General features: G+C 73.5%; 16 protein-coding genes and 1 tRNA gene. 11 read left to right on the forward strand and 6 right to left on the reverse strand.

Translation table 11 applies throughout. The annotated features are described in order from the left end of the window. The first annotated feature begins 8 nt into the window (after window positions 1–8). Window positions 9–338 carry a hypothetical protein gene (locus tag ABZU53_RS18090; RefSeq protein WP_355066799.1) on the forward strand — a complete coding sequence of 110 codons (330 nt, stop codon included), beginning with the start codon at window positions 9–11 and terminating at the stop codon, window positions 336–338. 204 nt (window positions 339–542) lie between these two features. Here the strand turns inward: ABZU53_RS18090 and ABZU53_RS18095 are convergent, their stop codons facing one another. Next, window positions 543–1,157, reverse strand: coding sequence for a suppressor of fused domain protein (locus tag ABZU53_RS18095; protein WP_355066800.1), 615 nt, complete (start codon window positions 1,155–1,157; stop codon window positions 543–545). 91 nt (window positions 1,158–1,248) lie between these two features. Between ABZU53_RS18095 and ABZU53_RS18100 the strand changes: the two genes are divergently transcribed. Next, complete coding sequence (locus tag ABZU53_RS18100) at window positions 1,249–2,319, forward strand: integrase core domain-containing protein (protein WP_355066801.1); 1,071 nt, start codon at window positions 1,249–1,251, stop codon at window positions 2,317–2,319. A gap of 378 nt (window positions 2,320–2,697) precedes the next feature. Here the strand turns inward: ABZU53_RS18100 and ABZU53_RS18105 are convergent. Further along, window positions 2,698–2,781, reverse strand: a tRNA-Leu gene (locus ABZU53_RS18105). A 231-nt stretch (window positions 2,782–3,012) separates the two neighbouring features. Between ABZU53_RS18105 and ABZU53_RS18110 the strand changes: the two genes are divergently transcribed. The 6 genes from ABZU53_RS18110 (at window position 3,013) to ABZU53_RS18135 (ending at window position 13,931) form a co-directional block, all read left to right on the forward strand. Next, window positions 3,013–5,403 (forward strand): tetratricopeptide repeat protein, encoded by a 2,391-nt coding sequence (locus ABZU53_RS18110; RefSeq protein ID WP_355066802.1) that lies wholly within the window; start codon window positions 3,013–3,015, stop codon window positions 5,401–5,403. Window positions 5,404–5,611: 208 nt separating this feature from the next. Continuing rightward, window positions 5,612–8,236, forward strand: a complete 2,625-nt coding sequence (locus tag ABZU53_RS18115) for a fibronectin type III domain-containing protein (RefSeq protein WP_355066803.1) — start codon at window positions 5,612–5,614, stop codon at window positions 8,234–8,236. A gap of 27 nt (window positions 8,237–8,263) precedes the next feature. After that, window positions 8,264–9,259: a MoxR family ATPase gene (locus ABZU53_RS18120; protein ID WP_354858549.1), complete on the forward strand. Its 996-nt coding sequence runs from the start codon at window positions 8,264–8,266 to the stop codon at window positions 9,257–9,259. Between the two features lie 14 nt (window positions 9,260–9,273). Next, window positions 9,274–10,437 (forward strand): DUF58 domain-containing protein, encoded by a 1,164-nt coding sequence (locus tag ABZU53_RS18125; protein ID WP_355066804.1) that lies wholly within the window; start codon window positions 9,274–9,276, stop codon window positions 10,435–10,437. Window positions 10,438–10,520: 83 nt separating this feature from the next. After that, window positions 10,521–12,884, forward strand: a complete 2,364-nt coding sequence (locus ABZU53_RS18130; RefSeq protein WP_355066821.1) for a transglutaminaseTgpA domain-containing protein — start codon at window positions 10,521–10,523, stop codon at window positions 12,882–12,884. A 243-nt stretch (window positions 12,885–13,127) separates the two neighbouring features. Next, window positions 13,128–13,931: a class I SAM-dependent methyltransferase gene (locus ABZU53_RS18135; RefSeq protein ID WP_354858545.1), complete on the forward strand. Its 804-nt coding sequence runs from the start codon at window positions 13,128–13,130 to the stop codon at window positions 13,929–13,931. Window positions 13,932–13,955: 24 nt separating this feature from the next. Here the strand turns inward: ABZU53_RS18135 and ABZU53_RS18140 are convergent, their stop codons facing one another. Then, window positions 13,956–14,747: an SDR family oxidoreductase gene (locus ABZU53_RS18140; protein WP_354858542.1), complete on the reverse strand. Its 792-nt coding sequence runs from the start codon at window positions 14,745–14,747 to the stop codon at window positions 13,956–13,958. Next, on the reverse strand, window positions 14,744–15,727 hold the full coding sequence (locus ABZU53_RS18145) for an LLM class F420-dependent oxidoreductase (RefSeq protein WP_354858600.1): 984 nt from the start codon (window positions 15,725–15,727) through the stop codon (window positions 14,744–14,746). Before ABZU53_RS18145 ends, ABZU53_RS18140 begins: the two co-directional genes overlap by 4 nt. A gap of 154 nt (window positions 15,728–15,881) precedes the next feature. On the opposite strand from ABZU53_RS18145, the gene ABZU53_RS18150 reads away from it, so the two are divergent. Then, window positions 15,882–17,099, forward strand: coding sequence for a low temperature requirement protein A (locus ABZU53_RS18150; RefSeq protein ID WP_354858540.1), 1,218 nt, complete (start codon window positions 15,882–15,884; stop codon window positions 17,097–17,099). 38 nt (window positions 17,100–17,137) lie between these two features. Next, complete coding sequence (locus ABZU53_RS18155; protein WP_354858538.1) at window positions 17,138–18,001, forward strand: DUF1028 domain-containing protein; 864 nt, start codon at window positions 17,138–17,140, stop codon at window positions 17,999–18,001. Window positions 18,002–18,117: 116 nt separating this feature from the next. On the opposite strand, the gene ABZU53_RS18160 is transcribed toward ABZU53_RS18155, so the two are convergent. Together ABZU53_RS18160 and ABZU53_RS18165 are read right to left on the reverse strand one after the other, a co-directional pair. After that, window positions 18,118–18,786, reverse strand: a complete 669-nt coding sequence (locus tag ABZU53_RS18160; protein ID WP_355066805.1) for a maleylpyruvate isomerase N-terminal domain-containing protein — start codon at window positions 18,784–18,786, stop codon at window positions 18,118–18,120. An 8-nt stretch (window positions 18,787–18,794) separates the two neighbouring features. After that, a complete protein-coding gene (locus ABZU53_RS18165) occupies window positions 18,795–19,682 on the reverse strand; it encodes a phosphatase PAP2 family protein (RefSeq protein ID WP_354858533.1) in 888 nt (295 codons plus the stop codon). Window positions 19,683–19,867: 185 nt separating this feature from the next. Here ABZU53_RS18165 and ABZU53_RS18170 point away from each other — a divergent pair, with 185 nt between their 5' ends. Continuing rightward, window positions 19,868–20,530, forward strand: a complete 663-nt coding sequence (locus tag ABZU53_RS18170) for a DUF3159 domain-containing protein (RefSeq protein WP_354858597.1) — start codon at window positions 19,868–19,870, stop codon at window positions 20,528–20,530. Window positions 20,531–20,767: the final 237 nt, after the last annotated feature.

The following is a 20,767-nucleotide window of genomic DNA, read 5'->3' on the forward strand; positions in this document are numbered from 1 at the left end:
TCCGAACCTTGAAGGTCCTGACGGTCTCCACCGGCATCGACTTCCCACACGCCGCTCAAGCGCTGCAGATCCGCCGCCGCAGGCGGCGCCTGGACCAGCCGAAACGCTTCACCACCGAGACCGTCTACGCCCATCACCGACCTGCGCGTGCACCAAGCGAGACCGGCGCAACTGGCCGCATGGATCCGCGGCCACTGGTCGATGAAAACAAAGACCACTGGCTGCGGGACGTCACCTACGACGACGATCGCTGCCAGATCCGCCCCGGGACCGGGCCCGAGGTCATGGCCGCCCTACGCAACGCCGCCATCGGTGCCCCCTGCGCACCGCCGGAATAGCCAACATCGCCGCCGCCAACCGGCATCACGCCCGCGACAGCACCCGCCCGCTGGCACTGCTCGGCATCACCTGACGACTTTGCCGGGGCCCTGGGTTGGGGCCGGTGCGACGGATGGGAGCGCCCTCCTTCGTCAACGAGCCGTGGCAACCCAGTGCGACGCCAGGGAGAAGATCAGAGATGACGAATGAACGGGCCGTGACTCCTACGTGAGGCCGTGCCCACGAATACGCAGTGCCGACCGCCGAAGGTCGGAAACGTCGACGTCCTGTTCATCAAGGACATCAAAGAGATGCTCGGGCCCTCGGGACGCCAGAAGGTCAGCCTCCACCTCGTAGGCCGGTACCAACAGGCAAAAGTTGGTTTCGCCCGTAGGGCCGGTTGCGAACTGGAAATCTTCCTCGAAGAGGGCCGCCGGGGTAGGTAGGAGAAACCTCATCCCGGAGCTGGACGGCACGTCGACGTCCAGGCGAACGGGCTCGTCCCACGAAAGGAGTCGCCCCTGCTGCGCGTAACGCGCCGCGCAGGACATCACAAAATCCAGCATATCGGGGCCCATGAATTGGCCGTCCAACACGAAGAGCAACTCTTGAGCATAACCGTCCCGACGAGCCCAGCCGTGCTGGCGGGCGAGGCTGGCCAACCCATCCGTGACCATGGTCACCTGGCCGTCGTTGGGCACCTCGGCGAATCCGTGAAGACGAATCACAGCCCCATCAGGAAGAGCCTCATTAAGGGTGCTGAAGGGTTTGCCGAGAAATTGGCGGAGATGACTTTCGACGTCCTGCGGTTCCGCCTTCTGGCGGCCAAACTTCACCATGATCGCCCCATTCTGTTCGCTCCCTAGGCTTGTACGGTGCCAAAACTCGTCGCACAGCGCGTGAGCTGTTGTTTCGCGACGGTGACGCATCATGGCAGGCGTGTTGGTTCGGCTGCTGTACCTGAGTGCGGTGCGGGTGTTCGGCTGGTTGCCGCGGGCCACGCGTAGCGAGTCGGCGATGGTCGCCGAGCTGTTGGTGCTGCGCCATGAGGTGGCGGTATTGCGGCGTCAGGTCGGTCGGCCGCGGCTGTCGTGGCCGGAGCGGGCGGTGTTGTCCGCGCTGGTCCGGGCGTTGCCGCGGGAGTTGTGGAAACATCGGATCGTCACCCCGGCCACCCTGCTGGCCTGGCACCGCCGCCTGGTCCGCAGGCGTTGGACCTACCCGAACCGTCCCGGACGACCACCGATCAGCGACGATCTGCGGGACCTGGTCTTGCGGCTGGCCAGGGAGAATCCCGGCTGGGGGCATCGGCGCATCCAAGGTGAACTCGTCGGGCTCGGCCATCGGGTCGGCGCCGGCACCATCCGTCGCATCCTCGCCGGATCGAGGGTCGGTCCCGCCCCGCGTGAGATCGACACTAGTTGGCGGACGTTCCTGCGCGTTCAGGCAGCCGGGTTGCTGGCTACCGACTTCTTCCATATCGACACCGTCACGCTGCGGCGGCTGTATGTGCTGTTCGTCATGGAGATCACGACCCGGCGGGTGCACATCCTCGGCGTCACCGAACATCCGGCTGCTGGCTGGACTACCCAGCAGGCCCGCAACCTGGTGCTGGACCTCGGCGATCGGATGACACGGTTCCGGATCCTGATCCGCGACCGCGACGCCAAGTTCACCGCGTCGTTCGACGCCGTGTTCGCCGCCGAAGGCATCAAGGTGGTGAAGAATCCTCCACGTACGCCTCGGGCGAACGCCTTCGCGGAACGCTTCGTGCGCAGCGTCCGGGCCGAGTGCACCGACCGGGTACTGATCTACAACGAACAGCACGCCCGCACCGTGCTCCGCGCCTACGAGGACCACTTCGACCGGCACCGGCCACACCAGAGCCTGAACCAGCATCCACCCGACTACGACCCCGGCGCGGTCATCGCGATCGAAAGGCCGATCCGCCGGCGACGGGTTCTCGGTGGCGCGATCAACGAATACCGCCGAGCCGCTTGATCCACTCGCAAATCCCCAGGTCACGAATGCGAAGCACAGTTTTGGCACAGTACAGGACCGATCGGCGATCCGACCACGCGAATCGAGCGTTGCCAGTCCATAGAGGGCTGTACGGCTTCGAGTGACTGCAAGACTCGGAAGCGGTAGCGGAGGACACCTCATGGCTGCCGCAGGGGTGCCAGGAGCCACGCCCACGACCGGTGCCGGACTCGGCAGGACAACGGCGGGGATCACTGAAGAGCCGCCGCGCGTCAGCGCGAGGCTCGCCCGCCGCTGATCACTGAGAGTAGCGCCAGACGCTACATCGGATGGGTTTCGGCGGTGGTCAAGCATCCTTGACCACCGCTACGTCTACGTCGCACATATGAGACGTACTCGTGTCCGAGGGGGGACTTGAACCCCCACGCCCTATACGGGCACTAGCACCTCAAGCTAGCGCGTCTGCCATTCCGCCACCCGGACCTGCTCGTTCAGCCTACCTCGCCGCCCAGATGATCTTTCCATCCGAGGTCGGCACGGCGAGCCGCACGGGGAGTCACTGTACACGGCACTCGTGGATCATGCACATCGCCCACTGGTCCCTGCCGGGTCGTCCTCCCGCCCCTGCTCACACCCGTCACGCGAGGTCACCGAAGCGGGATCGGGCGTGAGCCCGGGTAGCGTCGGCGGCCCGGTGACGGGCAGCATTGCCCTGTGTCCCATCCCTCTCCTCTGGCCGCCATCCAGCAACGGGCCCTCGCACTGCGTACCGAGGGCGACCTCGGCACTGCCCGGCAGCTGCTCGCGGACGCTGTCGGGTCCGCCCGTCCGCCGTACGGCGAGGACCATCCCGAGACGCTGCACACCGCGCACCTGCTGGCCCGCCTGCACCGTGAGGCGGACGACCCACTTGCCGCTCGCCGGGTGCTGGAGGAGGCCTTCGCGGCGGGCGAGCGGCGCTGGGACCATTCCGAGCCGATGATGCTCGCGCTCGCCTTCGAACTGGCCGAGGTTGCCGAGGAGTTGGGCAACAGGCACGAGGCTCGCCGCAACTACACGCGCGTCGCCAGCGCCGGGCCCGCCGTGCTCGGTGAGCACCACCCGGCGGTACGCGCTGCCCGCGACTACCTCGGCGCGGCCAACCCTGGCCCGAACCGGCCGGACGTCGGGCCGCCGACGTCCGCCACCGTTGCCACGACGACGGACTCTGGCGCCCGATCGGCGTTGACCGGCCCGACGTTGTCCCTGGCGACCCTGGCCGCGATGCGCCCGGCGGCAGGCGACCGTCCGGCTCCCCCCTCGCCCTGGGCCCCACCGCCTCCCCCGACCCCCGCCCATCCGGCACCGGCCACGTCCCCCATGTCGCCGACGCCAGCCAGCCCCGCCCGTCCGATACCGCCTGCGTCCGCCATGTCGCCGACGCCCGCCACTCCCACCCATCCGGTGCCGCCGCGCCAGCGGGCCGAGCAGCAGCCGGCGGCGTCGCCCCGGCCACCGGTCGCGCCGCTGTCTCGGGCGGTCGGCCGGCCGACGCCGTACGTCCGGCAGCAGCCACCACCCGCACCGCCGCGTCAGCGCACGAGTGATCAGCCGACCCACCCGGTCGTCGAGGCGCCGCTCTCCGCGGCGGCGGCCGCGGCTCCGGCTCACCCTCCGGCCCACCCCGCGACCCCGGCCCCGGCAGCCGCCGCGCAGCCCTCCGCCACGCCGTCGGCACCCCAACCGCCGGCTCCGCGGTGGGCCGACCCGACCATTCAGGTACGGCAGATCGAGCCCCTGCTGGCCGAGGAGGCCGCCCGGATCGCAGCGACCGGGCCGAGCGGGTCGACCCGCACGACTGACGGGCCGGGGCGCTCCGGGGCGATCCCGACGACTCCAGGCGCGGCGCCCTCCCGCCCGGTGAGCGGGCCACCCCTGCACCACGCGGTCGCCGCGACGCCCACCGCGCCGCAGCCGGTCTCCGCGCCGCCCGTGCACGTCGGCCCAGCCTCCGCACCGGCCGTGGGCCCTTCGCATCCAGTGTCGGCTCCGCCCGACCACGGTCAACCCGTCTCCGGACCGCCCGACCAGCCCCACCCCGCCTCCGGCCCACCGGCGGCCCACGCCCAGCCGGTGTCCGGACCACCCGGCTACGGACCACCCGGCTACGGACCACCCGTCTCCGCGCCGCCGGTGAGCGCGCCGCCCTGGGGACTGACCGCCCCGCCCTGGAGCAGCAGCGCGCCCCCGCATCCGCTGCCCACGGCTGGCGGCGACCCCAAGGACCCGTCCCGTACGGACACCGCAGAGACCACACCGGACAGCGAGGCGACACCGAGCAGCGCGACCACCATGGACGGCCAGTCCACAGCGGGCGGCGAGAGCATGCTGGTCGCGAGCGCGACGATGTCGACAGTGCAGGGCGAGCCGTCGGGGTTCGCGTCCGCGTCCACGGAGGTGTTCCCGGCCGTCGGGCCGGCACCGGCCCCGCCGCAGGACACGACGGCGGCGTCCCTGACGCCCGTGACCTACGGGCCGCCGGCCACCCTCACGCACCCGCCCGCCGCGCAGTACCCGTCCGGTCAGCAGTACCCGGGGCAGCCCTATCAGCAGAGCCACGAGGTGTACCCGGGGCAGCGGTACCAGCAGGACACCTACTCGGCCGCGTACGCCGATGAGAGTGTTTCGGCGGGCCGCAGCCGGGCGACGCTGATCGGTGCGGCGGTGGCGGCCGGGGTTGCCCTGGTCGCGGTCGCCGGCCTGGGTGCGGTGGTGCTGAACCGCGACGACGCGCCGCCCCCGACCGGGGGTGCGGTGACGGCGGCACCGGCGGTGACCGGCCCCCCTCCCGGTGACCTGAAGCTGCGCGACGACGTCGTGACGATCACCCTGACCTGGACGGACCCGTCCGGAGGGGCGGTGCCGTTCATGGTCGCCGGCGGACGGGCCGGTCTGGCGCTCGGGGTGATGGCCACCGTGGAACCGGGGCGGACCAGCCACACCGTCAACGGGCTCAGCTCGCGGGTGGACTACTGCTTCACGGTGCTCGCGGTCTACTCCACGGCCAGCTTCGCCACGTCGAGCCAGGTCTGCACCAACCGCGAACGGTCCACGCCGCCAAGCTGATCGCGAGCGGTCCACGCCGCCGAGTCGACACAGTCGGGTTCGCGATCGTCGAGCTGAGCTGGGCGTCCACTGCGCACGCTCGGTATCCACAGGGGTGACGGTGCGGGTTCCCCCGTTCCCGGCCGGGCCATATGATGGCACCCGGCTCAGGGGAGGGGTCGCCGCGAGGCGTACGCCACCTGCCACGACTCAGGGAAGGCAGCCGGCTGTGGCCAGCATCGACGACGCCGAGCGGACCGACGCCCCCCGTTCCCGGTCCCGACTGCGCGGCGGGCTGGTGACGGTCGGCACGGTCACCGCACTGCTGGCCGCCATGGGGCTGACCGTCCTGGGGCTGGGTGCGGCGGACAATGCGGTGGCCAACTACGACGCGAGTTCGTGGCTGTGGAGCGCGGTGCGCAGCGAGCTGGCCCGGGTCAACGGGGTCACCGCCCGGGTGGACACCCGCACCGAGGTTCCCGGTGCCCGCCGGCATCCGATGCAGGTCGCCCAGACCGATCGGCTGCTGATCCTGCGTGATCTGCAGACCGGGCAGATCAGCTCGCTGGACCTGGCCACCCTGCAGCTCACCGCGACCACGCCGACCACCCCCGGTCTGGGTGTGAGCGTCGCCCTGCACGAGGACGCGGCGTTCGTCGTCGACGCCGTGCAGGGCATCGTGCGGCAGCTCGACCCGCGGTCGTTGAGCCCGGTCGGCGAGCCGGTGCGCTATCCCCCGGGCATCACCGGCGGCACGTTCGACGGCGAGGGCCGGCTCTGGATCGCGGTGCCCAGCGAGGGCACCGTCTCGGCGATCACCGCCGCGAAGCTGCCGTCCGCGCCGGCCTCGGCCGCGCCGGCGGGTGGCGGGCTCAGCCCCGAGCGGGTCGAGACGTACGACGTGGCCGACGCCAGCCACGAGCTGGTGGTCTCCACCCTGGACGACGGGGTGGCGGTGCTCGACCGCACGGCCGCCCGGCTGGTGCGGGTGCAGCGCGGTGAGGTCCGCCCGACGCCGTTGACACTGCCCGGCCCGGCGGCGATGCCGACCCGCACCTCCGGTCCGCGGGTGCCGGTGACGGTACCGGCCGAGCGGCGGGTGTTGGTCGTGGGTGACGTCGGTGAGGAGCGGGCGTTCACGGTGCCGGGCAGCGGCGACCGGCTGAGCCCGGCGGTGGCCTGGGCCGACCGGTTCTACTGCGCCGACGAGGCGACCGGCACCATCTACTCCTTCGACGCGGGCGGCCAGTTGGTCGACACCATCAAGGGCAGGGCGAACGGGCCACTGGAGATGGAGGTGCGGGAAAACCACCTCTTCATCAACTCGCCCGACTCGGCGACGGCCCGGGTGGTGGACGACAAGCACCAGGTGCGCGAGGTCGACAAGTACGCCAACGACGTGCTGGGCGGTGACCCGCCGCCGGCTCCCCCGCCGCCGCCCCCGCCAAAGAAGCCCCGCGTGGGCAAGCCGAGCGCGCCGCGCAGCGTCACCGCCGCCGCCGGCAACGCCCAGGCTCGGGTGAGTTGGCGGCCGGCTGCCGCGAACGGCGCCGAGATCATCAAGTACCTCGTGCAGGGTGCCGGTCAACGCCTGGAGGTGGGCGCCAACCAGCGTTCGGTGGAGGTCAAGGGGCTGACCAACGGCGAGACGTACCGTTTCGCGGTGCATGCCGTCAACGCCAAGGGTGACGGCCCGGCGCGCAGCAGCAACCCGGTGACCCCGACGGCGGCGGTGCCCGATGCACCGGCCAGCGTCACGGCGCAGGAGCGGCCGGACGGCACGGTGGTGGTGAAGTGGCCGGCCGCAAACGGGCAGGGCAACAAGATCGCCAAGTACGCGGTGACGGCCACGTCGGCGGGGACGAACGCGCCGGCCGGCGAGTCGACGAAGACGGAGCTGGTGGTGCCGGCCGGTGAGCTGGAGTTCGGCACCCAGTACGCGTTCACCGTCGTGGCGGTCAACGACAAGGGTGCCGGCTCGGCCGCGTCGCCGGTGAGCAACACCGTGGTGCCGTTCGCGGCGCCGGGCCGGCCGCTCGACCTGCAGGCCGGGACGGTCGCCGACCAGCCCGGCGCGGTCACCGTGCAGTGGTCGCCGGCCGAGGCGAACGGCCGGCCGGTGACGAAGTACCTGGTGGACGTCGGTGGCAGGACGAGCGAGGTGACCGAGACCCGCACCACCGTCACCGGGCTGGGCAACGGCCAGAACGTCACGGTGAAGGTGAAGGCGGTCAACGAGGCCGGGCCCGGTCCGGAGGCCACCGCCACGGCCCGTACGGTCGCCGCGCCCCGGGTCACCGTCACCGGTTCGTCGGCGACGGGCACGTCGGCGACTGTCAAGTTCACCGTGGACGCGGGCGGCGGCACGGCCACCTGCTCGCTGAGCACGTCGGGAGAGCCGGCGAAGGCCGGGGCGTGCTCCAGCATCACGATGACGGGGCTGACGCCGGGCACGGCGTACACGTTCACGGTCACCGCCAGCAACGCCGCCGGCAAGGGCACCGCGCAGAAGGCTGAGAACACCGAGCCGCTGTACGGCATCGCGACGTGCAACAACGGGCCCGACGGCGACCAGCGGACGTACTGCAACAGGGACGTCGACGGCCGCAACGGCAACGAGATCTTCAAGGTCACCCGGCAGGACAACGACCAGCAGGCCGGCTGGGCGAAGCCCGGCACCCGACTGAAGGCGTACTGCAAGAAGTCCGGCGAGAACGTCGACTCGTGGATCTACAACAACCAGAAGCAGAGCACCTGGTGGGTGCAGGTCGAGTACAGCGGGAAGAACTACATTCCCTGGGCCTGGCTCAACCTGGAGGGCGGCGACAACATCAACGTCCTGCCCACCTGCTGAACCACCAGCCGAGGAGCACCGCCGACCGTGAACACCCACGAGCCGCTCACCCAGCCGGAGGTGCAGGGCTTCGCCGCCCTGGCTGCCCGGCTGGCCGAGAACGTCAACGCCGTGGTGCTCGGCAAGCCGCAGGTGGTCCGGCTGGCGCTGACCGCGCTCTTCGCCCAGGGTCACGTGCTGCTGGAGGACGTGCCGGGGGTCGGTAAGACGACCCTGGCACGGGCCATCGCCGCGACCGTGAAGGGTCAGTGGCGGCGCATCCAGTTCACGCCAGACCTGCTCCCCTCGGACGTGTCCGGTGTGACCATCTTCAACCAGGCGAGCCGGGACTTCGAGTTCCACCCGGGGCCGGTGTTCGCCAACATCGTGATCGCCGACGAGATCAACCGGGCGTCGCCGAAGACCCAGTCGGCGCTGCTGGAGGTCATGGAGGAGCGCACGGTCACGGTGGACGGTGTCCGGCACCCGGTGCCGGCGCCGTTCCTGGTGGTCGCCACGCAGAACCCGGTCGAGATGGACGGCACCTACCGGCTGCCCGAGGCGCAGCTCGACCGTTTCCTGGTGAAGCTGTCCGTCGGCTACCCGGACGAGGCGGTCGAGGTCGAGGTGCTGCGCGGTGCGACGGTCCGCTCCCCCGAGGCGCTCGCCCCGGTCACCGACACCGCGACCGTCGGGGAGATGGTCCGGATGGCCCGTCGGGTGCACATCGCCGAGCCGCTCTACGCGTACGCGGTCCGGCTGGCCGCCGCCACCCGCACCCATCCGCAGGTACGCGTCGGGGTCAGCCCTCGGGGCGTGATCGCGTTGACCCGGGCGGCGTGCTCGTACGCGCTGATCGACGGCCGGGGCTGGATCATGCCGGAGGACCTGAAGGCGCTCGCCGAACCGGTGTTCGCGCATCGGCTGCTGCTGACCCCGGACGCGCAGGTGCGCGGGGTGACCGCCGCGGAGGTGCTGCGCCAGGCCATCGCCTCGGTGCCGGTGCCGCTGCCGTCGGGGCAGCCCGCCCCGGTGCAGGGCTGACCGGCAGCAGCGCCATGGGGATCACCGCCCGCGGAATCGGGCTGCTCGTCGCCGCCGTCGTCCTGCTCGGCCTGGGGTTCCGCTTCGCGTACCCCGAGTTGACGTTGCTCGGCGCGGCGGCCGGCGCGGCGGTGGGCTACGCGGCGCTGACCGCGGCCTGGCGGCCCCGGCTGGTGGTCGGCCGCCGGGCGGACCCGGACCGGGTCGCGCGCGGGGAGCCGGCGAGCATGACGCTGACCGTGCGCAACGCCGGCCGGCTGCGCTCGGCGAACCTGCTGGCCGAGGACCGGTGCGGGAGCCGTGTCGTGCCGGTGCCGCTGCTGCGCCTGCGACCCGGTCGGGACACCGAGGTCCGCTACGACGTGCCGACCGACCGTCGCGGGGTGGTGCCGGTCGGTCCGCTGCGGGTGACCCGGCGCGACCCGTTGGGTCTGGTGGCGCTGGCCCGCCCGTACGGCGAGACGACGCCGGTCTGGGTGCATCCCCGGGTCCATCCGCTCACGGCGGTGCCCACCGGCGCGGGGCGCAGCCTCGACGGCCGGGTGGACGGTGTGCCGCACGGGTCGATCACGTTCGACTCGCTGCGGGAGTACGTGGTGGGTGACGAGCTGCGTCGGGTGCACTGGCGCACGAGCGCCCGGGTCGGCGAGCTGATGGTGCGCGAGAACGTGGACACCAGCCTGCCCCGCCTGGTCGTCCTCCTGGACAACCGCGCCGCCGCGCATCCGCACCGGTCCGACGGGGTGGCCGAGTCGTTCGAGTCCGCGTGTGAGGCGGCGGCGTCGGTCGTCACCGCCGCGCACCGCGCGGACCTGCCGGTGGTGATGCTGCTGGTCGGCCCGGAGCTGATCGAGCGCGGCCCGGCGGGGGACGCCGAGGTCGGGCCCCTGGACCGGCTCGCCGCCGCCGATCTGTCCGACGAGGACGACGCGTTGCGCGCGGTCACCACCCGGCTGCGCCAGGACCGGCTCGGCGACACGCTGATCTTCCTGACCGGCCCCGGTGGGCGGGACGGGTTGGGACATGTCGGTGCGCTGCGCGGCGCGTACCCGTCGGTGGTGGTCGGGGTGTTCGGCGCGGCCGAGCCGACGCCGGCGGGCACGGCCGGCCTGGTGGTGGTCGACGCGGTGGACGGCGCGCAGTTCGCCGCCGAGTGGGACGGGGTGCGCCGGTGGTGACGGGTGTCGAGCCGCAGCGCGCGCCGGACGTGGCGACGGACCCGCGGCAGGCGCCGTCGGCAGCCGGCGACGCGACCGGGCCTGTGGTACGCGCGCTGCGGGCGGCCGTCGTGCCGCTGGCGCTGATCGCGCTCACCGCGCTCGCCGGGGTGGTGCTCGGCCGGGTGTACGCGGGCGACCTGCTGACCCGGCTGGTGATCGGCGCAGCGGTGGGCTCGGTGCTGGTCAGCGTCGCCGCCCGACGACTGCCGTCCTGGCTCGTCGCACCGGTGTCGGTGGCGGCGTTGGCCGGGTGGACGCTGTGGTCGTTGCGGCTGGCCGCCGCCCGCGCCGACCTGCCGGGCAGCCTGCTGGAGGTGAGCGCGGACGCCGCACGCAACGGCATTCCCCGGCTGCTCACCGCGATGATTCCGGTGGAGCCCACACCGGACACGGTGCTGGTTCCGGTGGTGGCCGCGTGGCTGGCCGGTCTGGCCGGGGCGGAGGTGGCGCTGCGCACCGGCCGGGTGCTGCTCGGCTACCTGCCGGCGGCAGGGCTCTACGCCGCGGCCCTCTACGTGGTCGGCCCGAACGCCGAACCGGCGATCGGGACGACAGTTGCCTTCGTCGCGGTCGCGGCGGTCGGGCTCGCCGCGCCGACGGGTACGCCGCCGGCCGGCGGTGACCCGACGGCCGGTCTCGCCCCGGGGATGCGCGCGGCGGTACGACTTCGGCTGGCGGCCTCGGCTGCGCTCGGCGTCGCGCTGGTGATCGGCCTGGTCGCGCTGCTCGGCCCGGTGGTCGCCGGTCAGGTCGACGGGCGGCCGGTGGACCCGCGCCGGTACGTGGAGCCACCGCAGGTGCAGACGCTCGACGAGAACCCGCTGATCCGGATCTCCGGGTGGGCGCTGCGACCGGAGCAGAAGCTCCTCGACGTGAGCACGGTGGGCGCCACCCCACCGGCCGGCGGCGCGGACGACCCGACGGCGACCGGCGACGCGGACGACCCGAAGGCGGGCCGCAGCGTACAGATCCGGTTGGCGGTGCTCAGCGACTACGACGGGATCACCTGGCGGGTCGGTGCGACGTACCGCAACGCGGGGCGGATCCTGCCGGCCACCGCGCCGGCCCGGGACAGCACGGTGCAGACCGTTCGGCAGGAGATCACCGTGGCGGAGCTGAGCGGCCGGCTGCTCCCGGCCGTGGCGACGCCGCGCGAGGTCAGCGGGGCGCGGGTGGCGTACGACCCGGCGACGGGGACGCTGATCAGGCCGGAGGGACTGACACCGGGGCTGCGGTACACGGTGACGTCGGCCCGGGAACGCCCGGACAACAACCTGCTGGCCACCGCGAACGTGCCGGCCGGCGAGGAGGTGGCCCGGGTGCTGCGGGTCGCCGACGGGGTGCCCGACCCGATGCGCCGGTTGGCCGCGCAGCTCGCCGAGGAGAACGGCGCCCCGTACGCGCGGGCGTCGGCGATCGAGCAGTTCCTGGCCGAGCACTACCGGGTGGTGGCCGACGCGCCGAGCGGGCACGCATACCCGAACCTGGCCTTCTTCCTCTTCGGTCCGCGCAACGGGGGCGGGCAGCGGGGAACGTCTGAGCAGTTCGCGGCGGCGTTCGCGGTGCTCGGCCGGCTCTCCGGTCTGCCGACGAGGGTGGTGGTCGGCTTCTCCTGCAGTGGGCAGGGGCCGGTGCGGGCCGGTGACGCGTACGCCTGGCCGGAGGTGCTCTTCGACGGGTTGGGGTGGGTGGCGTTCGACCCGCTGCCCCGCCCGGATAACGAGCCGAGGCCGGTGGAGGAGGACTTCCGCCCGACCCCGGAGGACCCGCCGCCGTCGGAGGCGCCGGCGCCCACAGTGGAGCCGACCGCGTCGCCGGAGCCGGTGGCCGCTCCCGACGGGCCGCCCGCACGAGGTGGCGTGTCCACGCCGGTGCTGGTCGCGGGCGGCAGCGGTGGTCTGCTGCTCGTGGTGGGGGCGCTGCTGCTCACCCTGTTGGCGATGCGTCGCTCCCTCACCCGCAAGCGACTGGCGGGGGGTGACCCCAACCAGCGCATCGCCGGCGCCTGGCGGGAGGTCACCGACGCGTTGCGACTGGCCGGCCGCCCGGTCGGCGACGACCTGGCGGCGACCGAGGTGGCCGCGCAGGCCCGGCAGACCCTGGCCGACGCCCGAGCAGCCACGACCAGAGGCGGCACGAACGGCAGCGACGCGACCGGCAGCGGCGTGCCCGGCGACGAGCCGACAGTCGACGAGCTGGCGATCCTGCTCAATCAGGTGGGCTTCGCCCCCGGCGCCGCGGCGGCCGATCAGGCGGCCCGCGCCGCCGAGGTGGCCACGGTCTACGTCGCCAACCTGCGCGCGGCTCGCCCCTGGTGGCGCCGCCTGCTCTGGTCCGTGCACCCCTCCCCCCTCCGCCAAACCCGCCGGTCCCCCCACTCCCACCCCCGCCGCCCCCCGCGGTGATCAAGAGGTTCGCGTCATCTCAGGACCCGTTCCTGACGCGAACCTCTTGATCACCGGTGACGGATCGGGGGGAGCGGAGCCGGGCGCGGCGGCCGTAGTCGGCGGCCACGGCTGTCACCCGGGGGCCCGGGCGACCAGCGGGACGTGACAGAGGTGAATGCGCTCCCGCAGCCGAGGTAGCGGCCGCATGCCGGAGCGGAAACACGGTGGCGGCGGGTACGGCGTAACGACGAGCATCAGGGGGTGGATCAGCACACGAGCGAGATCGTCGACTACTACACGCTGCGCTACCGCGAGGACCAGCGGCTCTCCGCCCGCCCGCAGGCACGACTGGAGTGGATCCGCACGACGCAGCTCCTGCGGGATCTCCTGCCCGGCCCGGGTGCCCGTGTCCTGGACATCGGCGGAGGCACCGGCGAGTACGCGAGGGCCCTCGCCGTTGCCGGCTACGAGGTCCGTCTCGTCGACCTGGTGCCGAGTCACGTCGCGCAGGCACGCGGCGGGCAGCCACCCGTCGAGGCACGGGTCGCCGACGCGCGAGCGCTTCCCGACGCCGACGACGCGTACGACGCCGCGCTGCTCCTGGGGCCGCTCTACCACCTGTTGGACCGTGCCGACCGGGTTCAGGCGTTACGGGAGGCCGTCCGGGTCACCCGCCCCGGCGGTCTCATCGTGGCGGCCGTCATCTCCCGTTTCGCCGGTCCGCTGGACTTCGCCGCCACCGCACGCCTCGACGAGCGGCTGCTCGACGAGGCCAGGAACCTGCTGACCGACGGCACCAACGATCCACGGACCGGCTTCACCCACGCGTACTTCCATCGGGTCGAGGAGATCACCGACGAGTGTTCGGCGGCAGGGCTGACCGACGTCGTCGTACACGGGGTGGAGGGCCCGGCGTGGACGGCGGCGGAGGCCGCGGCAGGTGGGCCGGCGCAGGACACGGTCTTCTCCGCGGCGTTGGATCTGGCCCGCGTCTACAGCACCGAGCCGGCGCTGATCGGATCGAGCGCGCACCTCCTGGCCGCCGGGCGCGTTCCGGGCCGCTAGGACGTGTGTCAAAGCCCCAGACCGTCAGGCCGTCAGTCGGCGGACCAGCTTGCGGAGGCCGGCCTGCCAGCCGTCCGGGTCCTCGGCGCGGCGGCGGGCGTAGTCGGCGACCTCCGGGTGCGGCAGGATGAGGAACCGCTCCTCGGCCAGCCCGGCGATGGTCGCCTCGGCGACCTGGTCCGGGGTGAGCACCGCTCCGGAGGCGGCGATCACCCGGGCGCCCAGGTGGCCCTCGACGATGCCGTCGGCGAGCATCGGGGTGTCCACACCCTGCGGGCAGAGGGCGCTGACCCGGATGCCCCGGTCCCGGTAGGTGATGGCGAGCCACTCGGCGAAACCCACCGAGGCGTGCTTCGTCGCGGTGTACGCGGCGTCGCCCACCGCGGTCAGCACGCCCGCCGCCGAGCAGGTGTGCAGCAGGTGGCCGCCGCCGCGGGCGAGCATGCCGGGCAGCACCGCGCGGGCCGAGTAGACGTGGGCGAGCACGTTGACCCGCCACGCGCGATCCCAGGCCGCGTCGTCGACCTCGATTCCCCCGCCGGTGGTCACCCCCGCGTTGGCGCAGAACAGGTCGATGCGGCCGAAGCGCCGTTCGGTGTCGTCGACGAGCGCGCGGACCTGGGCCTCGTCGGTGACGTCGAGGGCGGCGGCGTGCGCCACCGGGCCGATGCCCTCGGCCACGGCATGGGCCGCCTCGGCGTCCAGGTCGGCGACGACCACCGCGGCGGCGCCCTCGGCGGCGAAGCGCCGTGACAGTGCCGCCCCGATGCCGCCGGCGCCGCCGGTGACCACCGCGATCCGGTCGGTCAGATTCACTGGGACGCTCCCACGGGCTCGGTGCCCAACCGGGCGATGAGGGTCATCAGCGCGGCCGCGCTGCCGGCGGTCACCTCGGGGGTGGGCAGCAGCGCGAGGACCGGCACGTCCACGCCGGCGTCTGCGTAGCGGCGGACCTGGGCCCGGCACCGCTCCGGCGAGCCGTGCAGCACCAGGGCGTCGACCACCTCGTCGGGCACCGCCGCGCTGGCGGCACGCCGGTCCCCCGCGGCCCAGGCCTCCCACATCGGCGCCAGCGCCTCGGTGCGGCCGAGCCAGCGATGGAATTCGGCGTACGCCGGCACGGTGAGGTAGCTGGTGATCAGCCGGCGGCCGAGCGTGCGGGCGTACGCGGCGTCCTCGGTGGGGCAGACGAAGATCCGGGCGGCTACCTCAAAGCCGGCACGCCGCTCGCCCAACTCCGCGAGGGTCCGCGGCACGTCCTCGGCGCTGAGCCAGTTGAGGATGACCCCGTCGGCCTCGGCGCCGGCGAGTCGGAGCATGCCCGGGCGCAGCGCGGCGAGCAGGATCGGCGGCGGCACCGCCGGTGGCCGTTCGAGGGTGAACCGGCGCACCGTGAAGGTGTCGTAGACCTCGTCCACCGTCTCACCGCGCAGCGCGGCGCGCAGGAACCGCAGGACGTCGCGGGTACGTCGGAACGGCTCGTCGAACCGCACCGCGTTCCAGTCCCGCACGAGCACCGGCGAGGACGCGCCGATGCCGAGCGCGAACCGGCCCGGGGCCGCCTCGGCGAGCGCCGCCGCGCTCATGGCGAGCAGCCCGGGGCCGCGGGTGAAGACCGGGGTGATCGCGGTGCCCAGCCGCAGCCGCGGCTGCCACGCCGCGGCGAGGGCCAGCGGGGTGAACGCGTCGGTCCCGGCGACCTCGGAGGACCACACGTCGGTGAACCCGGCGCTATCGAGGGTCGCGTAGACCGCCTGGTGATCGGCCAGCGGGATCCCGCCCAACGGCACCGTCATGCCCCATCGATTCGTCACCGATCGATCGTGCCCGTTGACGGGGCCTGCGAGCAAGATCCCCGAAGTGGGCAGAATCGCCGGTTCGCGGCCGCGCGTGCCGGCCGAGGTGCTACGACTTCGAGGTGGACCGGAGCACCGGCGCAGGCCGCTGACCATGGGTTCCAGGGCGGCGGGACACCTGGAGCCGGTCCCGGCGGCGACCGCGCCCGGTCGGGCCACGTTCCTGGAGCTCTTCTTCGACCTGGTCTACGTCTTCGCGCTCACCCGGATCTCCGCGCGTGCGTTCGAGGACCTGACCGAGAGCCCGGCGCAGCTGGGCTGGCCGGCGGTCACCGGCAGCGGCAAGACGCTGCTGTTGCTGCTGGCGCTCTGGGCGGTCTGGCAGGGCACCGCGTGGACGACCAGCCGCTACGACCCGTACCGGGCACCGCTGCAGACCGTGGTGTTGACCGCGCTCGTGGCCAGCATGGTGATGGGGGTCGCGATCCCCCGGGCGTTCAGCGAGACCGGGCTGACGTTCGCGACAGCGTACGTCGTCGCGCAGGTGACCCGGCCGCTGATCCTGTCGATCGCGTTGGGACCGCATCCGTACCGCCGGTTGAAGGTGCGGATGACCGTGGTGTTCGCCGTCAGCGGGGTGTTCTGGATCGGTGGGGCGTTGCTGCCCATCAACGGGCAGGTGATGCTCTGGGCGCTGGCGTTGCTCATCGAGTACCTGGCGGCGCGGTGCGGCTGGCCGGTGCCGGGCCTGGGCCGGTCGACGGTCTCGAAGTGGGAGATCGCCGGGGAGCACCTGGCCGAGCGGTACCAGCAGTTCTTTCTCGTGGCGCTGGGCGAGACGATCCTGGTGGCCGGTTTCGCGTACAGCAAGGGCCCGTACGAGTCGGGGCACGCGTGGGCCTTCGCGCTCTCGGTGGCCACGTCGATCATGCTGTGGCGGATCTACGTCCAGCGCGCCGGGCAGATCCTGGGCGAGGCCGTGATGACGGCCCGCCACCCGGCGAACATCGGCCGCTCGGCGGCCGACACGCACCTGGTCATGGTGGTCGGCCTGGCCGCCACGGCGGTCGGCTACGAGCTGATCATCGATCATCCGCTGGGCCATGCCCCGGGGGCGTGGCTGGCCATGGTGCTCGGCGGACCCGCGCTGTTCCTGGCCGGCCGGGCCCGTTTCGAGTACGAGGTGTTCGGGCGGGTCTCCCCGTCGCGGTGGATCGCCATCCTGGTGCTGGCGGCGGTGGTCGTACCGCTGCTGTTCCTGCCGGGGCTGGCCGCCTTGGCCGCCGGAGTGCTCGTGCTGGGCGGCGTCGCGGTCGCCGACGCCCGCCGGGCGCGGGGCGCGCCGCCGGAGGCCGCCGCGACCCCGTTCTGACCGTCGGCGTACGCCCAACAGCCGGTTAGTCTCGGCGGGTGACCTTCTCCCTCGTCGCCCGCTCCGCCGACGGCCGCCGCCACGGCGTCGTCGTGGCCAGCAAGTTCCTCGCCGCCGGGGCGCTGGTGCCGGCCGCGCAGGCCGAGGTCGGCGCGCTGGCCACCCAGGCGCACGTCAACCTCGCCTACCGCCCGCAGGGGCTGACGCTGCTCCGCACCGGGGTGGCCGCCGCCGACGTGGTGGCCGGCCTGATCGCCGCCGACGCCGAGCGGGAGCACCGGCAACTCGGCGTGGTGGGCGTCAGCGGCCCGGGTGCGAGCTGGACCGGCCCGGCCTGCCACCCTTGGGCCGGCGGGCGGACCGGCGACGGCTGGGCCGCGCAGGGCAACGTCCTCACCGGCCCGGAGGTCGTCGACGCGCTGGGCGACGCGTGGCTGGCCTCCTCGGCGCTGCCGTTCGCCGAGCGGCTGGTCGCGGCGCTGCGCGCCGGTGACGAGGCCGGCGGGGACCGGCGCGGCCGGCAGAGCGCCGGCCTGCTGGTGGTCGAGCGCGGCGGAGGGTACGGCGGCACCAGCGACGTGCTGATCGACCTGCGGGTGGACGACCATCCGGACCCGGTCACCGAGCTGGGTCGGCTGCTGGCCGTGCACACCATGCTGTTCAGTCGGCCCGACCCGGCGACCCTGCTCGACCTGAGCGGCGCGGTCGCCGACGAGGTGGCGACGTTGCTCACCGCGCTCGGTCACCCGGTCGGCGACGCCGGGACGGAGGCGGCGCTGGTCTCCTGGGCAGGGCTGGAAAACCTGGAGGAGCGGTTGGTGCCGGGGCGCATCGACCCGGTGGTGCTCACGCACCTGCGGGGCGTCGCCCCGCACGTTCCCGCGCCCCGACCGGCGAGCTGACCGGCCGGGCCGGCCCCGCACGTTCCCGCGCCCCGTTCGGCGGGCTGACCGGCCGGGGCGGCGTCAGCGGCACCCGGTGACGAGCCAGCGCGGGCGACTCGCGACGGCGGTCGGGGTCAGCGGCCGAAGGCGAGCCAGCGGAAACCGGCGGCGTCGATCGCGGCCCGTTCCGGGACGGTCAGTGCCGCACGGCCGGTGGTCTTGCGGATCAGGGTCAGCCGGTCCCAGCCCAACGCGGCCGGTGCGGGTCGCCCTGCGGTGAGCAGGTCGGCGATCACCGCGGCCGCACGCGGGGTGAGCCACGGCGGGCGGTCCAGCGCCGCCGCCAGGTCCAGGCCGTGCACGCCCACCTCGACCACCCGGGTCCGCAGGAACTCGGTGAGGAGCATCGCGTCGCCGTGCCGGGTCCGGACCACCCGATCGGGCGGGGCCACGGCGACCGCCGCGTCGGCGGCCCGCCAGGCCCGCTCGAACCCGGTCGCCAACGCCTCCCGGTGCACCTGCCGCGCGTCGCGGCGGCCGCCGGCGATGCGGTCGGCGTCCACCTGCGGGGTGAACTTCGCCGCGCCGAAATACCGGGCGGCGTCCACCTCGGCGCGCGGCGGGGCGGGGGCGGCGAGCATGTCGGCCAGCCGTCCGGCGCCGGTGCGCACGTGCGCGAGCAACTCCCGGACGGTCCACGGCGGGCAGGGGGTGGGCCGGTCGAGGTCGACGGCGTCCACCTCGGCCAGGATCTCGGTGAGCCGTACGCACTCGGCACGGAACGCCGCGCGAACCGGGTCCACCGGTCGGCTCAACCCTTGACCCGGGGCACCAGCCGGTGCACGACGGTCAGCACCAGCGCCATCACCAGCGCCATTGTGCCGGCGATGCCGGCGGCGCTGCCCGCGTACCCGACGAAGAGCGGGCGGCGGCTCAACTCCTCCGGGCCGGTCCCGCGCAGGTCCACCAGCCAGGTGAGGGCCAGTCCGGAGGCGATCAGGGCGAGCACGCCGGCCACACCGAGCACGACCGCGGCGACGCGGTGGGCGTCACCGGGCGCGATCTGGGCCTGCTCGCGTTGGGTGATCAGCAGGACCAGTCCCGCCAGCGCCGCCCAGACGCCCACCACCAGGTAGGCGGCGACCGCGTCGCTGGGTCGGTGCCAACCGGCGGACAGGGTCGCCACCCCGGCGATGGCGGCGTAACTCGCGCCGACGAAGGCGCCGACGGCCCGCACCTTGGGCGGCAGGACGAGCATGAGCGCGACCGCCACCGACGCGGCCACGGCGGTGTGCCCACTGGGGAGGCTGTTGCCCACCGCGGCGCGCTCCGGGTCGAGGCCGAGGTCGGGCCGGCTCAGGCCGTACTTGAGCAGTTGGGTGGAGACGTTCGCCCCGGCGATGAGCAGGGTCGCGGTGACGGCCAGGGCGATCCGCCCCCGGATGAGCGCGATGAAGCCGATCATCGCGGTGGCGGCGAGCAGGGAGACCACCGACATCGCGTTGAGGATCCGGTCCACCGGCCCGTCGATGCGGTCGTGGCCGATCTCGTTGCCGGTCAGGGCGACCGTGTCGACCCACTGACCGATCTCGGTGTGCACGGCCACCCGCCAGACGGCAAGGAAGGCGGCCGCCTGGACGAGCGCCAGTACGACCAACCAGACCGCGGTCCAACCCCGTGCCGTCGCGCGCATCCGCACACCGTAGCGGCCGGCGCCGGCCGGTCGGCCGGTGGCCCACCGGCTCCCGGCGGTTAGGTTGAGGCGGAGGCGAGGAGGTGGCGGTGGGCGGCACACCGGAGCGGGAGTCCGGCCAGGTCGAGCCCGGCCCGGACCGGGCGACGACGGCCGGTCGGCAGGCCGGCGGAGCGGCCCCGGCCGAGTCCCTGGCGGACCTGCTGGGTGGGCGGCGGGGAGCGGTGGACGCCACCCTGCCGCCGGTGGCGTTCGCGCTGGGCTGGCTGATCGGCGGCGAGTCGCTGTGGGCCGGGGTGGGCGCGGCGCTCGCCGTGGGCGTCGTGGTGGCCGGCGTACGGCTGCGGCGGGGCGACCGGCCGCGCTCAGTGCTGATCGGGCTGCTCGCCGTCTGCGTCGCGGCGCTGATCGCGGTGCGGACCGGCCGGGCCGAGAATTTCTTTCTGATCCAGTTGCTGTCGAACGCCGCCAGCGCGCTGGCCTGGGCCGTGAGCATCGTGGTGCGCTGGCCGCTGCTGGGCGTGCTGGTCGGCGCGGCGCTGGGCCAGCGGGCCCGGTGGCGGCGGGATCCGGCGCTGCTGCGCGGGTACGGCCGGGCGAGTTGGGTGTGGACGGCTACCTATGTGGTGCGGGTGGCGGTGTTCGTCCCGCTGTACCTGAGTGGGCAGGTGCTCGCGCTCGTGGTGGCCCGGATCGCGTTGACCTGGCCGCTGGTCGCGGCGGCGCTCGCGGTGAGTTGGGTGGTGCTGCGCCGGTCGTTGCCGACCGGGCACCCGGGGCTGCGTCACCCGGTCACCGGCGACCCGGACATCCGGCCCGACGAGCCGGCCGGGAAGGGGCCTCGGCGGGCATAAAAAGTGGAGAGGCCGCCACGGGGGGAGCGGCCTCTCCGGTGACGTACGTTACTCCGTCATCCTCATTGGTGTGATCCCGCGACAGCCCGAATTTCTGGGCTTTTTCGCGGCAGTCTTCAGTCCGGGCGGTGGGGTGGGCCGGTCGACCCGCTGCGTTGGCCAGATGACCGGCCCACCCCGGCCTGACCGTGGGTGTCAGGCCGTCCGCCGGCCGGGTCCCATCGTTCCCCCGGACCC

It is taken from the genome of Micromonospora sp. NPDC005194, assembly GCF_040608335.1.
Lineage (GTDB): Bacteria > Actinomycetota > Actinomycetes > Mycobacteriales > Micromonosporaceae > Micromonospora.

What these genes read in the sequence shown, in the direction of transcription:
- ABZU53_RS18095 (WP_355066800.1), bottom strand. Translation starts at nt 1,157, where the DNA reads ATGGTGAAGTTTGGCCGCCAGAAGGCGGAACCGCAGGACGTCGAAAGT.
- ABZU53_RS18100 (WP_355066801.1), top strand. Translation starts at nt 1,249, where the DNA reads ATGGCAGGCGTGTTGGTTCGGCTGCTGTACCTGAGTGCGGTGCGGGTG.
- ABZU53_RS18125 (WP_355066804.1), top strand. Translation starts at nt 9,274, where the DNA reads ATGGGGATCACCGCCCGCGGAATCGGGCTGCTCGTCGCCGCCGTCGTC.
- ABZU53_RS18145 (WP_354858600.1), bottom strand. Translation starts at nt 15,727, where the DNA reads ATGACGGTGCCGTTGGGCGGGATCCCGCTGGCCGATCACCAGGCGGTC.
- ABZU53_RS18150 (WP_354858540.1), top strand. Translation starts at nt 15,882, where the DNA reads ATGGGTTCCAGGGCGGCGGGACACCTGGAGCCGGTCCCGGCGGCGACC.